Annotated in this window: 5 protein-coding genes; all 5 read right to left on the bottom strand. The window is 42.1% G+C overall.

The genetic code is table 11. The annotated features are described in order from the left end of the window. Positions 1 to 4 precede the first annotated feature (4 nt). Genes ACFOSV_RS06495 through ACFOSV_RS06475 form a run of 5 tightly spaced genes read right to left on the bottom strand, consistent with a single transcriptional unit; the run spans position 5 to position 17009 of the window. Complete coding sequence (locus tag ACFOSV_RS06495; protein WP_377904595.1) at positions 5 to 3661, bottom strand: sensor histidine kinase; 3657 nt, start codon at positions 3659 to 3661, stop codon at positions 5 to 7. Next, entirely contained in the window at positions 3658 to 7389 is a 3732-nt protein-coding gene (locus tag ACFOSV_RS06490; RefSeq protein ID WP_377904593.1) for a two-component regulator propeller domain-containing protein, read from the bottom strand. The genes ACFOSV_RS06495 and ACFOSV_RS06490 overlap by 4 nt, the downstream gene beginning before the upstream one ends. Positions 7390 to 7396: 7 nt before the next feature. After that, the gene (locus ACFOSV_RS06485) at positions 7397 to 11080 is read right to left on the bottom strand and encodes a sensor histidine kinase (RefSeq protein ID WP_377904591.1); all 3684 of its coding nucleotides are present in this window, start codon (positions 11078 to 11080) and stop codon (positions 7397 to 7399) included. Beyond that, positions 11077 to 14853 carry a sensor histidine kinase gene (locus ACFOSV_RS06480; RefSeq protein ID WP_377904589.1) on the bottom strand — a complete coding sequence of 1259 codons (3777 nt, stop codon included), beginning with the start codon at positions 14851 to 14853 and terminating at the stop codon, positions 11077 to 11079. Before ACFOSV_RS06480 ends, ACFOSV_RS06485 begins: the two co-directional genes overlap by 4 nt. Further along, complete coding sequence (locus tag ACFOSV_RS06475) at positions 14850 to 17009, bottom strand: sensor histidine kinase (protein WP_377904587.1); 2160 nt, start codon at positions 17007 to 17009, stop codon at positions 14850 to 14852. The genes ACFOSV_RS06480 and ACFOSV_RS06475 overlap by 4 nt, the downstream gene beginning before the upstream one ends. Between the last annotated feature and the right edge of the window lie 2 nt (positions 17010 to 17011).

Genomic DNA, 17011 nt, shown 5'->3' with positions numbered 1-17011 from the left:
CCCCTTAGGATATCGGTAGTTGAATAGTAAATACTGTCCCTAGCTCACCTCCAGTGAGTTCTCGATCTTTTTTCGACTCTACCCTTAATTCACCCCCATGCGCTTTTATGATATCATAAGATAGCGATAAACCCAATCCCGTTCCAGACCCAGTGGGCTTGGTGGTGAAGAAGGGCTGGAAGATTTTTTCTTTGATGTGTTCGGGTATACCATTTCCATTATCCTTTACGGAGAGCTCGACTCCCTTTTCGGTCTGCTTTGAACTGATTACCACCTCTGGTTTGTAGCCTAGAGGATCAGATTTTGCTTTTTCGTGAACGGCATAAAAAGCATTATTCACTAGGTTCAAAATTACCCTTCCGATCTCTGAAGCAACCACATTTACTTCAGGTAATTCCGGGTCAAGTTCTAATCTAAAGTCAGCATTGAAGGATTTGTCTTTTGCCCGAAGTCCGTGGTAACTCAACCGCAAATATTCGTCGGCAAGTGCATTTAAGTCGGTGGGTGTTTGCTCTCCTTTTTTGGCTCGGCTATGCTCTAGCATACCTTTCACAATAGTATCAGCACGTTTGCCATGGTGATTTATTTTCGAGAGATTTTCTTTTAAGTCTTTTCCGATGGCTTTTGCCTCTTCAATGTCCCCCTTCTCCAGTTCCTCATTCATTTCGTCCACTAGCTCCCCACTGACATCAGAGAAGTTATTCACAAAATTCAAGGGGTTTTGAATTTCGTGGGCAATTCCTGCAGTCAACTCTCCTAAGCTCGCCATCTTTTCCGATTGGATGAGTTGGGCTTGGGTGGATTGAAGGTTGCTAATGGTCTCCCGAAGTTCATCCGTTCTTTGGGTTACTTTTTCTTCGAGCAAACGGTTTTCCTTCTTTAATCGCCTCGACCGGTATTGAATAATTGCCCAGATGCCGCCGAAGGCTAGGATTGCATAAGCCAGGTACGCCCACCAGGTTTGCCACCAGGGTGGAAAAATTCGAAAACTGAATTCAGCAGGCTCTCCCCATTGGCCTTTGATTCCTCTGGTTGCGACGCGAAAGGTATAGGCGCCGGGCGGGAGATTAAAGTAATTTTTGCTTTGAGGCTCCTGACCCGCATAGATCCAGCGATCGTCAGCGCCTTCCAACATATATCTGAATGAGATTTTGTCTCTGTTCAAGACACTCAGATTGGCAAAACTGAACTGGAGATAATTTTGATCATAAGGCAGTTGCAGCCCGATGGGCAATTTGTAAGGACTTGACAGACTGTCCCATTGGATTTGATTATCAAATACATATCCTGAGTCTTTCGGCAGCGTATTTTTAGTGAAGAGTTGATTGCCATCGCTGGACCACAGGGTATCTCCCGTCTCAACAAGGGGCCTTAAATCTGCCATACGATCAAAAGAGCGTTCGTCATCCATGATAGTCAGGCCAGTGATGAAAACCGGACTTGGCACGGTGTCAATCACCGGATCTTGTGTCAGAATGGTCAATTTCCAATTAGGTCCAGTACCAAACCAAAGTTGCCCGTTAGGAAGAAGTAAGCTTGCTCTTCGGTTATAGTCATTTGAGAGGAAACCTTGCCCCGCGCTGTATTTGAAGAAATTCCAGGGCTTGTTTAGATCAGCGGGAGGATTTACCACCAGGAGACCATCTATAGTCCCTAAGTATAGGGTACTATCTTTTTCCTGTAAGTTGTACACGGCGTCCGGTACGAGTCCTTCTGCTTCTCCCAGATTGGTGATGGTCTGGCTGACAGGATCTATTATTGAGATGCCACCATCTGTTGCCACCCACAATGTACCATCCTCTCGCTGCATGATCTTCCAGATGTTGTTATTGACCAATCCTTCCTGTGCCCGTAAATATTGGATCGTATTTTTATCCGGATCTATGATAACCAATCCATTGCTTGTGCCCAGCCAGTAACGACCTGATCCATCATCCAGAATACAGCTTACCCGATCAGAACCTAATTGGGGAGACTCCTTTGGGATGATCTTTAATCCATTTGATACCGGATTATATACCGCGAGTCCATTATCGGTGGCTAACCAATAGAAGCCCTCTTCGTCTTTGAGGGCGCCGAAAACCCGTTGCGCAATGTGTTGCGTTGTAAGATACCGGGTGAGTACTTTTTCCTCGCGATTGATAATGAGAAAACCCTGCAGATCTCCATCAACGAATAGATTGTCTTTTTCAATTTCTTTGATGAAAAAAATATTTCTTGAATCTGGGTTTTGTAGCGTTGCATCATCGATCGCTTTAAGGGTCTTAGTGGAAGGGTTATAAATATTGATTCCGAAAGGGGTACCGAGCCAGATATCCCCTCGATGGTCTTCCTCCAAACTCCTGACTTCACTATCGATCAGCCCATCAGACTCGTCTAGGAACTCAGGCAAAGGTCCATCCGGATCCAACAGAAGGATTCCTTCCGTAGTACCAATCCAGATTACGCCCCTGTTATCTTTTATCGCATTTCCCCATCTTACAGAACTATTGGTGACAATCGTTTTCATCTGCCTGCGATCTTTACTAAGCACCTCTATAGTATCATTTTTTATGACCCATAACCTTCCGTGACGATCTTCCTCAAATAAAACCTGCCACCCAAGCTCCCCCTTTTTAATGTCAATCGTAGCAGCTGTTTTTTCTTCTAATGAAATGGCCATAGGACCCTTTTCGGCGGCCAGCCACATACTGTGATTTGAGTCTTGAAAAAAATATGAAACCCGATCATCCAAGATTTCTACGTAGTCTTCACGGTCTTCCCCGATCACGCTCAATACAATTTGACCATCACTATTATGAGTGAGCCAAATATTGTTCCTATGATCCTCCATTATCCGAAACCCACCTTCAAAGCCGGGATTGGAGATTTGTCGCAACTGCTTCATTTCACCATCCATGACATAGTTGGCATTTTGCCAATGGTTCATCCAGATTTGATTTTGATGATCACAAAGAAGGGAAAGGATTACCTGCGTTGCCAGAACATGGGTTTGCGTTCTTTTTTTAAAATCTAGTACGAAAACCCCATTATTTCCCGTGGCCACCCATAATTTGCCATCCTGATCTAATACAATATCCCAGATGTTAGTGTAGTCATAAGTGTACAACTCATTCCCGTTGTAGAGAGATAGTCCACCGTCAAATGTGGCAATCCAAAACGTACCGTCCTCGTTCTGAATGATTTTTCTAATTTCGTTAGAGGGCAGCCCCTCACTCATGGAGAGTTGTAAAATCCCCGAAGAGACTCCAGTCAGAACACTTGGTTGGTTCATTTTGGTGACGACAGGCGTGGGAAGGATGGAAATTTTCTTTTCAATCGGAATTGTGTCAAACTCCAGCTTAATCCGATCATTGGGGTCCCAATCCAAGATGGATTCCTCCATCGGAGAATTTAGAGGTTTGAAATCATTGATAATGAATGGTTTAGAAGGTATTTTGTCAATGTCCAACGGGTATGTTTGAGGAAGGTCAATACTATCCGGGTCAATAACCTGCCATTCGATGGGTTTGGTTTCGGTATACTCAAATGCTTTGGTAATAGGCGTTCGGAAAGAGGTCGGGTCAAGAGCACCTTTTTGAACTTTATCATCATTACAGGATACCGTAAAAATGGCCACAAGGCAAGAAAAAAATAGTATGGTTTTCGTTTTCGATATCATGATATGTGATTGAATTTAAAAGGTAAGGCAATAATAAAGGTTGTTCCCACACCTTCTTCGCTTTCTACTCTTATCTCACCACCGTGGGCCTTTACGATATCATAAGAGAGTGACAAGCCCAAGCCCGTTCCTGACCCAGTCGGCTTGGTTGTAAAAAATGGCTGGAAGATTTTTTCTTTGATGGAGTCGGGGATGCCGGGACCGTTATCACGTATAGTGATTAGTGTTAGGTTCTTAGTTGTTGGCTTGGTTTCTACAGAAACTTCTGGCTTATATCCCGACTCTCCCTTTTTGCCCCTTTCGTTAACAGCCTGAAAAGCATTGTTAATCAGGTTCAAAAGCACCCTTCCGATATCCTGTGACACTACATTTATTTTGGGCAGATTGAGATCAAAATACGTTTTAAAGTCAGCATTGAAAGAATTGTCTCTGGCACGCAATCCGTGATAGGAAAGACGCAGGTATTCATCACAAAGTGCATTGATATCGGTGGGTATTTTCTCACCGGAGCTGCTTCGGCTGTGTGCGAGCATGCCTTTAACAATAGCATCGGCACGTTTGCCGTGGTGGTTGATTTTTTCAGAGTTACCCTCAAGATCATTCAGAATTGCCTTGGTTTCCTCAAGGTCTCCCTTAGCCAATTCTTCTTTGGCTTCTTGAACCAGCTCCTTATTAAGCTCCGAAAAGTTATTCACAAAATTCAGCGGATTCTGTATCTCATGAGCTATACCCGCCGTTAGCTCTCCAAGGCTTGCCATTTTTTCGGATTGGATGAGTTGGGCTTGGGTGGATTTTAAATCTTCCAATGAGTGTTCAAGCTCCTCAGATTTTTTCTTCAACTCACCGGTTCTTTCTTCTACTTTTTGTTGAAGTTGTTCTTTTTCTTTTCGCAGTTTTTGTTCACGCCAAAGGCTAAATGATCTTAAAGCCGCAAGGAATATCAGCCCATATAAAGTATAAGCCCACCAAGAGTACCACCAAGGCGGGTTTATAGTAAACGTATATTCAAATGGCTCACTCCATACTTCACTCGCTCCAATGGCTCTGATTTGAAAGGTGTAAGTGCCGTAGGGCAGGTTTCGGTAGTCTGCTTTGGCTTCTCTTGTGGGATTGCTCCAATTGTCATTGAGTCCCAGCATACGGTGACTGTATCGTATTTTATGCGGAGCAGCCCAGTCTATAGCAGCGAAATGAAAGGTGAGGTGGTTTTTATGGTAGGGCAACTCTAAATTGAGCGGGTAGTTCTCAAATTTTTGCACGCTTTTAAATGCTATTTCATTACTCAGGCTATCTGAAATATTGCGGTAGTCTAGAAATTGCTCATTGATATCCAATTGTTTTAATAATGGTTGTGGTATTTGAGCAGATGGATTAAACTTGTTTAAATCCAACATAGTTAAACCCTTACCGCTTCCCCACCAGGCACGGTTTTTACTATCGATTAATGCAGAATTATGATAAAAATCTAATCCTTTAAGGCCATCTTGTGTGCCAAAAACTTGTATTGCAAACACTTCTCCTCCTTCGGGGGAAGCAGGGAGCGGGCTAATTTGCGTAAGCCCTTTTACTGTAGTTATGTATAAATTCCTGTTGTTATCTTCTAAAATAGACCTGACTCTATTATTACTCAAGCCGGCCGCCTCGGTAAAATGAACGAATGATTCACCATCATATCTCGATACACCTCCGCCATCAGTGCCGAACCAAAGGTTTCCGCTTTTATCTTCTAAAATAGACCAGACTCTATTATCACTCAAGCCGGCTGCCTCGGTAAAATGAACGAACGATTCACCATCATATCTCGATACACCTCCGCCATCAGTGCCGAACCAAAGGTTTCCGCTTTTATCTTCTAAAATAGACCTGACACTATTATCACTCAAGCCGGCTGCCTCGGTAAAATGAACGAATGATTCACCATTATATTTAGATACGCCTCCGCCATCAGTGCCGAACCAAAGGTTTCCGCTTTTATCTTCTAAAATAGACCTGACTCTATTATTACTCAAGCCGGCCGCCTCGGTAAAATGAACTAATGATTCACCATTATATTTAGATACGCCTCCGCCTTGAGTGCCAAACCAAAGGTTTCCGCTTTTATCTTCTAAAATAGACCAGAAAATATTACCACTCAAGCCGGCTGCCTTGGTAAAATGAACGAACGATTCACCATTATACTTCGATACGCCTCCGTTATAAGTGCCAAACCAAAGGTTTCCGCTTTTATCTTCTAAAATAGACGTGACGCTATTATCACTCAAGCCGGCTGCCTCGGTAAAATGAACGAACGATTCACCATCATATTTCGATACACCTCCGCCCCAAGTACCAAACCAAAGGTTTCCGCTTTTATCTTCTAAAATAGAGCTGACATCATTATTACTCAAGCCGGCTGCCTCGGTAAAATGAACGAACGATTCACCATCATATTTCGATACACCTCCGCCATAAGTGCCGAACCAAAGGTTTCCGCTTTTATCTTCTAAAATAGAAATGACAATATTATTAGTCAAGCCGGTTGCCTTGGTAAAATGAACGAACGATTCACCATCATATTTCGATACGCCGCCACCCCAAGTGCCGAACCAAAGGTTTCCGCTTTTATCTTCTAAAATAGACGTGACGCTATTATCACTCAAGCCGGCTGCCTCGGTAAAATGAACGAACGATTCACCATCATATTTCGATACGCCTCCACCCCAAGTGCCGAACCAAAGGTTTCCGCTTTTATCTTCTAAAATAGACCTGACATCATTATTACTCAAGCCAGCTGCCTCGGTAAAATGAACGAACGATTCACCATCATATTTCGATACGCCTCCGCCTTGAGTACCGAACCAAAGGTTTCCGCTTTTATCTTCTAAAATAGACCTGACATCATTATTACTCAAGCCGGCTGCCTCGGTAAAATGAACGAACGATTCACCATCATATTTCGATACGCCTCCGCCTTGAGTGCCGAACCAAAGGTTTCCGCTTTTATCTTCTAAAATAGACGTGACTCTATTATCACTCAAGCCGGCTGCCTCGGTAAAATGAACGAACGATTCACCATCATATTTGGATACACCTCTGTCTAAAGTACCGAACCAAATGTTTCCGCTTTTATCTTCTAAAATAGAGCTGAGATAAGAGGACCCCATACCTTGGTCCACATCTAAATATTGTAAATTGGTAAGGGCATCTTTAAAAGCCGGAGATAGGGCTTTGGTGGGAGGGGGTTGTATGGCTTTTACTGTTTTGCCCCGGGCAGGTATAGGTATACCGGTGGGTATGGTGTCACCGATAGAATTAATTAAAACAAAATCTTTATTGCCTTCGCCAAATTTCACCGTTTTAAGTTGGCTGTGGTCAACCTGAAAAGTTGGCAGGTTTTCGGGTATTATATGTCGGTTGGGGTGGGCATTTACTTTGACAAGTTCAGTAACCGCCTTGACCACTCTGGGACTGGCAACACTGTCCGGGTGAATGAGTTTTCCCCTTGCTGGTATGGGTACACCGGTGATGAGCGTGTCGCCACTGCTCAAAATGAAGGGTTTGATGCTATCCCCCGTTACCGGGTTTATGGCATAACCACCTTCGGGGTGAGCTTCTACCATTTGAGGTTGCGGAAAGAGTGGTGCGGGGGTGGTTCCGTCATCTTTTGGGCTGCGGTTGCAGGCGGCTAATAGCAGAAGCAGGAGGATGAAATGTATTTTACCTAAAAATTGTGATGTTGTTATTCTCATAGTCATTTTAAATAGGTAATTCAATGGTAAATTCTGTGCCTACCTCGCCGGCAGGCAGACTTGATCCATCTTTCGTATCCACCTTTAACTCGCCCCCATGTGCCTTGACAATATCATAACTCAGCGATAAGCCCAATCCTGTTCCTTGTCCGGTTGGTTTAGTCGTAAAAAACGGCTGAAATATTTTGTCTTTGATAGCCTCAGGAATTCCAGGGCCGTTATCTGAAACCGAGATTTCAATTCCATTGTCCGATTTTCTTGTTGAAACTTGAACTAAAGGTTTTTCAACTTCAGCAGTCGCACTTCGGCTAGGCTCAGTACAGGCCTGAAATGCGTTATTAATCAAATTGAGCAAAACACGACCAATATCTTGAGGAATCACATTCACTTTGGGTAAATTCGGATCGAAGTTTGTTTTAAAGTCAGCATTGAAAGATCTATCTCTGGCACGCAATCCGTGATAGGATAACCTCAAATATTCATCCGCAAGCGCATTGATATCAGTGGGTACTTTCTCCCCTGTGCTGCTTCTGCTATGAGCCAGCATACCTTTTACAATGCCATCGGCGCGTTTGCCATGGTGGGTTATTTTTTCGAGATTTTCTTTGATGTCATCCGCAATGGCAAATCCTTCTTCAATATCTCCTTTTTTAAATTCGTCTTTCATCTCATCGATGAGCTCATTGCTCACTTCGCTAAAGTTGTTGACGAAGTTTAAGGGATTTTGAATCTCATGGGCAATGCCAGCAGTGAGTTCTCCCAAGCTTGCCATTTTTTCAGATTGGATGAGTTGGGCTTGGGTGGATTGAAGGTTGCTTATGGTCTCCCGGAGCTCATCGGTTCTTTGAGTTACTTTTTCTTCGAGCAAACGGTTTTCCTTCTTTAATCGCCTCGACCGGTATTGAATAATTGCCCAGATGCCGCCGAAGGCTAGGATTGCATAAGCCAGGTAAGCCCACCAGGTTTGCCACCAGGGTGGAAAAATTCGAAAACTGAATTCAGCAGGTTCACCCCATTGGCCTTTGATTCCTCTGGTTGCGACGCGAAAGGTGTATGCACCAGGTGAGAGATTAAAGTAATTTTTGCTTTGAGGCTCCTGGCCGGCATAGATCCAGCGATCGTCAGCGCCTGCCAGCATATATCTGAAGGAAATTTTATCCCTGTTCAAGACACTCATATTGGCAAAACTGAACTGGAGATAATTTTGATCATAAGGCAGTTGCAGCCCGATGGGCAATTTGTAAGGACTTGAAAGGCTGTCCCATTGGATTTGATGCTCAACTACATATCCAGAGTTTTGCGGCAGCGTATTTTTCGTCAAGACTTGATTGCCGTCGCTGGACCACAGGGTATCTCCCGTTTCAACAAGGGGTTGGAAATCTGCCATACGATCAAAAGAGCGTTTCTCATCCATGATAGTCAGGCCGGTTATGAAAACCGGATTGGGCAAAGTGTCAATCACCGGATCTTGTGTCAGAATGGTCAATTTCCAAATAGGCCCAGTACCAAACCAAAGTTGCCCGTTACGCAGAAGTAAGCTCGCTCTGCGGTTATAGTCATTTGAGAGAAAACCTTGCGCTGCCGCATACCTGGAAAAATTCCAGGGCGTGTTTGGATCAGTGGGAGGGTTTACCAGCAGGAGACCATCTTCACTCCCTAGGTATAAAGTCCCGTCTTTTTCCTGTATGTTGTCCACGGCGTCCGGTACGAGTCCTTCTGCTTCTCCTAGATTGGTGATGGTCTGGCTGACAGGATCTATAATCGAGATGCCACCATCTGTTGCCACCCACAATGTACCATCCTCTCGCTGGATGATCTCCCAAACGGTATTATGGGCCAACCCTTCCTGTTCCCGTAAATATTGGATCGTATTTTTATCCGGATCTATGATAATCAATCCATTGGTGGTGCCCAGCCAGTAACGGCCTGATCCATCATCGAGAATACAAAATACCCAATCAGATTCTAATTGGGGAGTATTCTCAGGGATGATCTTTAATTCATTTAATACCGGATTATATACCGAGAGTCCATTCTCAGTGGCTAACCAGTAGGCGCCCTCTTCATCTTTAAGGGCGTCGAAAATCCGTTGTGCAATTTCTTGCGTTTTAAGATACTGGGTGAGTACTTTTTCCTCGCGATTGATAATGAGAAAACCCTGCTGATCTCCATCAACGAATAGATTGTCTTTTTCAAATTCTTTGATGAAAAAGATATTTCTTGAATTTGGGTTTTGTAGCGTTGCATCATCGATCGCTTTGAGGGTCTTAGTGGAAGGGCTATAAATATTGATTCCGTCCTGTGTTCCGAGCCAGATATCCCCTCGATGGTCTTCCTCTAAACTCCTGATTTGACCATCCATAAGTCCATCAGACTCGTCTAGGAACTCAGGCAAAGGTCCATCCGGATCCACCAGAAGGATTCCATTTGTAGCAGTACCAATCCAGATGACGCCTCTTTTATCTTTTATCGTATTTCCAAATCTTACAGGACTGTTGGTTGCAATTGATTTCATTTTAGTGTACTCTTTGTTGAGTACATGGATGCTATCACTATTTATCATCCATAATCTTCCCTGATTGTCTTCCTCATAAAATTGCGCATCGTCATAAAATTGCGCTTCTTCATTAAATCCATCCTTCTCATTCAGGGTACGGACAGTTTTATCGTCTAATGAAATGCCAAAGGTGCCACTTACAGAAGTCAGCCACATCCTATTGTCACGATCCTGAAAATGATACCCACCACTAATCGGAATGTTTGTATAGTCCTGTCTGTCTTCACCGATGATACTGGTTACGGTTTGATCCCCGCTTTGACTCAATAGCCAGATATTGTGATTCCTGTCCTCCATCAATGGATAATTAGGTCGAATACCTAGGAATCCGGGATTGGTGATTCGACGTAAATGCTCCATTTCACTATCCATGACATAGGTGCCCTTTTGCCAATAGGTTATCCACATCTGATTTTGATGATCACAAAGAAGGGAAAGGATTGTATTCGCTGACAGGAAATGGGTTTGGGTTTTTTTCTTGAAGTCAAGAACGTAGATACCATTTCCCGTGGCCATCCAGAGTTTGTCATCCTGGTCTATTTCGAGATCCCAGATTCGCAAATAATCATAAGTATATAACTCATTCCCGTTGTAGAGACATAGTCCTCCGTCGAAGGTGGCAATCCAATATGTGCCGTCTTCGTTCTCAATGATTTTTCTGATGTCGTTCCCGGGAAGCCCTTCAGCCCTCGAAAGTTGCAACATAACCGAAGAGGTTCCACTCAGAGCACTTGGTTGGTTCATTCTGGTAACAACCGGTTCAGGAAGGATAGAAATTTTCTTTTTAATCGGAATGGTGTCAAATTCCAGTTTCATCCGATTATTAGGATCCCAATCCAGGGGAGATTCCTCCATTGGAGGATTTAGAGTTTTGAACTCAGTAATATTGAATGGCTTAGAAGGTATTTTGTCAATGTCCAACGGATATGTTTGAGGAAGGTCAATACTATCCGGGTCAACAACTTGCCATTCGATGGGTTTAGGGTCTGTAAGCTTAAAGGCGTTGGTTACAGGCGCTCTGAAGGCGGTCGGGTCAAGAGCCCTTTTTTTAGCTTCATCATCATCACAGGATACCGTAAAAATGGCCGCAAGGCAAGAAAAAAATAGTATGGTTTTCGTTTTCGATATCATCATATGGGATTGAATTTAAAAGGTAAGGAAATAATAAAGGTTGTTCCCTCACCTTCTTCACTTTCTACCCTCAACTCCCCTCCATGTGCTTTCACAATATCATAGCTTAAGGACAATCCGAGACCTGTCCCAGACCCTGTAGGTTTTGTTGTAAAGAAGGGTTGAAAGATCTTTTCTTTAATGTGTTCGGGGACACCATTTCCATTATCCTTTACGGAGAGTTCGATTCCTTTTTCGGTCTGCTTCGAACAGATTACCACCTTTGGGTTGTAGCCTTCAGGGGTAGATTTTACTTTTTCATTTACTGTACTTCGACTCCGCTCAGCACAGGCGTAAAAAGCATTATTCACCAGATTTAAAATCACTCGGCCGATATCCGAAGCAACAACATTTACTTTTGGTAAGTCGGGATCGAGATCCAATTTAAAGTCAGCATTGAACTCTTTGTCCTTGGCTCGAAGCCCATGATAGGAGAGTCGCACAAACTCATCAGCTAGAGCATTCAAATCTGTAAGGGCTTTATCGCCTTTATTGCTTCGACTATGCTCGAGCATTCCTTTGACGATGGCATCGGCGCGCTTGCCATGGTAGTTGATCTTTTCGGAATTCTCTCCTAAGTCTTTTAAGATGACTTTAGTCTCTTCGATATCGCCCTTTTCCAACTCCTCATTTGCCTCCTCAAGCAACTCTTTATTCAACTCCGAGAAGTTATTCACAAAGTTCAGCGGGTTTTGGATTTCATGGGCAATTCCTGCAGTTAGCTCACCCAGGGAAGCCATTTTTTCCGATTGAATGAGTTGAGCTTGGGTGGATTTTAGGTTTTCGAGGGATTGGTTGAGTTGAGCTGTACGGTGTTTGACTTTTTCTTCAAGGATCAAATTTTCCTTTTTTAATGCCTTGGCCCGATATTGAACAATTGTTCCAACTAATGTTGAAAACCCTATGAGGTATAAAACCCAAGCCCACCAAGTATTGGTCCAGTGGGGGAGAATAGTAAAACTAAACCTGTCCGGTTCACTCCAACGGCCGTCAAAGGATAAACTACGGACATGAAACGTATAATCACCCGCAGGTAGATTTCTGTAGTTTTCGCTGAAAGGATCTGATGAAATTTGACTCCATTCCTTATCAAATCCTTCTAAAAAATACCTATATCTTACTTTATCCCTATCGGAAAGCTGTGTGCTATTGAATTGGAAGCTCAGATAATTATGCTCAAAAGGTATTTCTAATTGAGCTGGAAGGTTAAAATATCCAGTTAACCCATCCCATTTTATTTCATTTTCACTTAGCCAATTACTTTCATCCGGTATGTTGTTGGCCAGAAAAAAGGTGTCCTTCTTCGCACTGAAAAGGGTGTCTAATTTAGGGTATGAACTGCTAAGATCTTCTCTATCGAAGAAAACCTGAGGCTTATCAGAAATGGTTATTCCAGATATCCGTGCTTGACTCTCTGAAGGATTCTTTTGTGGAAGATTGGTAAGCGTAATTGCTTCAGTTTCGATCCCCCACCAAAGTTTATCATTGAATTCAAAGGCTGCATCCGCATTGAAATCTGTATAAATCAAACCTTGGCCTTTGTCAAATGATTTTAAGTCAAATTCCAGCTTATTCTGTTCATTGCCCTCAGGTTTTGGCGTAAGGATGGTAAGTCCGTTGCCAGTTCCTATATAGTTAATTCCATTTGAACTATAGGCGGTATAAACAGCGGGATTAATAAGTCCTTCCTGTACAGAGATTTCGGTTAATTGATTGTTTTCTTGGTCTGCGATAAGAAGTCCAGAACGGGTTCCAATCCAAAGTCTCTCCTCTTCATCCTTAAAAAATGCCCCAGAATTTCGTTGACTTGGTTTCCCATATTCCAGAAGGAGAGAGATAGTATTGTTTTCAGTATTGATGATGTTTATACCTAGGTCTGTTCCTGCCCAAATTTGTCCATAAGGATCTTCAATAAACCCCCAAACTATAGATCCGAATATTCCCTCCTTGTTCGTTAAACCTTTTACTTGATTATTCTTTAAATCTATAACTTCTATGCTCCCATCACGAAAGGATCCACTCCATATTCTTCCCTTACTATCCACTATTGTAGAAGAGGGAAAAATATTTGTAAGACCTTGGTTGGAGGTGATATATTTAATTGTTTGGTTTATCTCATCGTAGATACAATAGCCTAAACCTGGTGAAGAGATAAGCAATTCGCTGGGAGAAAGCCTTTGGGTTTTATGAGAAATGTTATTTGCCTTTCTCATTTGAAGTGCTTGATCAATCCGTTTGATAGAGTTTTTCTCTGGATCATAAATATCCAATCCTTGCCGAGTACCTATCCAAAGTCTTCCATTTGAGTCTTCAAAAAATGACCATGCATCAGGGCCTGTGAGACCATCGGAGGCTTTGAGAAAAATAGGAGCAAGACCTTTTAAAGGGAAAAGATTAATTCCATCCTGAGTTGCAATCCAAATTTGACCCTCGCTGTCAAATAAGGTAGTATTGATGAAATCATCTATCAAACCATCGGAGGCATTTATGTGTTTCAGTCTTCGCTGGTTTGGGTCAAAAGAATAAAGACCTTCATTTGATGACATCCATATTTTTTGATCAAACCCTTCTGAAAAGTGAGCGATACTTGTCTCTATTCCTTGATCATTTCCCAGTATGTTGACTTTGGTGCGACTCGTGTTGAACACTGACACACTTTCCGAGGAAGATCCTACCCAGATTTGATTATTGCTATCAGTAAAAAGAGCGTTGACAGGTGCTATAATCACATCTTTTTGATTTTCTATGGTCTGAACACTACCGTTTCTGGGATCTATTTTTGTTAAACCTAAACTTGATCCTACCCAAATATTTCCATCCTTATCTATTGTCAACTTGGAAGCATCTTGAATAGCTGTTGGCCCAAGTTGAGGGATATGTCTGTAAGTATCATTTTCAGGATCAATGATAAAAAGTCCATCCCGAAGGGTACCTACCCAAATTGAGCCTTCTTCATCCATGACCATAGAGCAGTTATCATTGAAATTGAAGCTTTGGTCTATTGCTGAAAAATCAAAGCTATTTACTAAACCTCTTCTAATGTCTAGGGTATAAAGCCCTTTTTGAGAGGTATAAATCCATATTCTACCTCTTTTATCCTCTAGGATATCATTTACAATAGCTTGACTTCCAGTAAAAAATGATTCTATAAAATTGAAATTTTCCAGATATTCTCCATCAAACCTGCTTAAACCTTTATCAGTGGCAATCCACATTGCCCCATGGCTATCTTCTTTTAAAGCAGTCACCAAATAACTTGGTAAACCTTGGTCTTCGCTAAATTCCAATATGCCCAGTGAAGAGTTTTTGTCAATTTTTGGTAGGCCTGCCTTTATTTTCTTGGGTTTATCCAATAAGGAAGTTTCAAAGTTAATTTCTAGTGAAGGGATTTCTGAGAAAATAATTGAGGAGTCTAAAAGCGGGTTAAAAGCAACGTCAATTTCAATCATTGGCGTCTTTAATGGAAAATACCCCTCTGGATAAAACGGCTTTGCGGCGAGGTCTTGGAGGTTCACATTCCTGGAAATGGGAGCTGGAAAAGCTTTCATATCCGTTACATTCCATTCGACTTCTTTAGGATCACCGAATTCTAAAGGGGAAATTTTTGGTTCTTCGAATTCAGTTTTATCCGAGGGGAATTCTATGGGGCTTTTTTTCGGCTGACAAGAAAGAACCAAAATGGGGATTGCCCATAGTAAAAGAAAAAACCTAATTATTTGCTTGCGATCTAATTTCATTGTCTTTCAATTTTTGAATTTGGAAGGATGATAATAAAGGAAGCACCCGCGTTTTCCCCATTGTGAGAATGACTTTCAATTTTCAATTCGCCTCCATGTGCTTTCACAATATCATAGCTTAAGGACAATCCGAGACCTGTCCCAGACCCTGTAGGTTTTGTTGTAAAGAAGGGTTGAAAGATTTTTTCTTTAATGTGTTCGGGTATCCCATCTCCATTGTCTTTTACTGTGAGCTCGACTCCCTTTTCGGTCTGCTTCGAACTGATTACCACCTTTGGGTTGTAGCCTTCAGGGGCAGATTTTACTTTTTCATTTACTGCGTAAAAAGCATTATTCACCAGATTTAAAATCACTCGGCCTATATCGGAAGCGACCACATTCACTTTTGGTAAGTCGAGATCAAGATCCAATTTAAAGTCGGCATTGAACTCTTTGTCCTTGGCTCGAAGTCCATGATAGGAGAGTCGCACAAACTCATCAGCTAGAGCATTCAAATCTGTAAGGGCTTTATCGCCTTTATTGCTTCGACTATGCTCGAGCATTCCTTTGACGATGGCATCGGCGCGCTTGCCATGGTAGTTGATCTTTTCGGAATTCTCTCCTAAGTCTTTTAAGATGACTTTAGTCTCTTCGATATCGCCCTTTTCCAACTCCTCATTTGCTTCCTCAAGCAACTCTTTATTCAACTCCGAGAAATTATTCACAAAGTTTAGCGGGTTTTGGATTTCATGGGCAATTCCTGCAGTTAGCTCACCCAGGGAAGCCATTTTTTCCGATTGAATGAGTTGAGCTTGGGTGGATTTTAGGTTTTCTAGGGATTGACTTAATTCGGCAGTCCTGAGTTTTACTTCCTTTTCTAATAGATCTTTCTGGTTTAGCGCTTGAAGTCTTTTTTCCTCCGTAATCTGAATTACCTTTTGAGATTTTAGTTTCACTTCTTTTTCTGCCTCTTTAAATCTGGTCACCACATAGCCTACCAGTGAAAATGGAAAAACCAACATAAGAAAATTGAAAGTGAACGGGTTCACCCACGGACTATTTTGAAGGAATAAGGAAAACAGCAAAATTGCACTTAATAAAAAGATGATCCCTCCAATCACGACATACCATTGAGCACCTTTTACAGTTTTTCTCGATCGTACGATGTATGTGAGACTAGTCCCAAATCCGATGACAAGCAGCGAGAATCCAAGTGCTGCGATGTGTAAAAACTGAAATTCCAGAATACATAGGAAGAAAAAAGCCCAAGCAAAACCCTTTTTTTGAGGGAGTTGGCCCGTGAAAATAATTGAAAAAATCAGGGGTAGGGTGGGTAAAATTAGTGCAAACGATAAATCGGATAATCCGCTCACCACGACATAAAGAGGATAGTTGAAATAAATGCCGAAATCAGTGAATATGCTTGTGGCAACCAATGAAGCAAAACCAGTTATACAGATTGCTAGGAGCCGCAATAACTCGTCATTCCAATTTTGAAATAGTAGCATCAGCAAAAGGATCAAAATGGTACCAACTATCCCTGCAGAAAAAAGAGTGACACCTAATTCAGAAATATTTATTCCTGAAGCAGGAGTTTCATAGGCAGGACCAGTAATCGCACATCCAAATCTGAAAGAATCCGAGATAGTAAACAGGTTCGCTGGAAATCCTACAGGTTCGTATTTGTAATGAATGTTAAGGACATATTCTTGATTCGGGTTTATGTTAAGCGGAATTACATCGTATAGATTTTCTGGAATTCCTCGCTGGTATTTTTCGTCTCCCTCACCTAAAGAGCCAATTTTATGGATCAATTTCCCATCCAAGAAAATTTCCAATGCTTGGCCAAAATTTCCAACATTTAATCCAACGGGTTGAGAAGTAATACTTTCATCAAAGGATAATTTAATCTGAAACCATCCTTCTAAGGTTCGGTCGAGGTGGAAGAATGGAGCAAAGTTCAGTGTGTTTTTATTTTGCCAATCTTCAGCAACAAGGGTGTCATTTGACCAAAATGCATTAGGGTCGGTCGTGAATCTCCAGAGATCACTCTCTTGAATGATAATACTATTCAACTCATCGAAATCTGCAGCCTTAAGTCTCAATACATCTTTTTGAGCATTGGCACTTAGTGAAAAAATAAAGAATAAGCTAGCTAGGAAAAATAGGGCTTTCATGC

Origin of the sequence: Algoriphagus namhaensis, assembly GCF_042649705.1 — a bacterium.
GTDB classification, from domain to species: Bacteria; Bacteroidota; Bacteroidia; order Cytophagales; family Cyclobacteriaceae; genus Algoriphagus; species Algoriphagus namhaensis.
The sequence above is the reverse complement of the archived record's forward strand: the minus strand, read 5'-3'. Positions and strand labels throughout refer to the sequence as shown.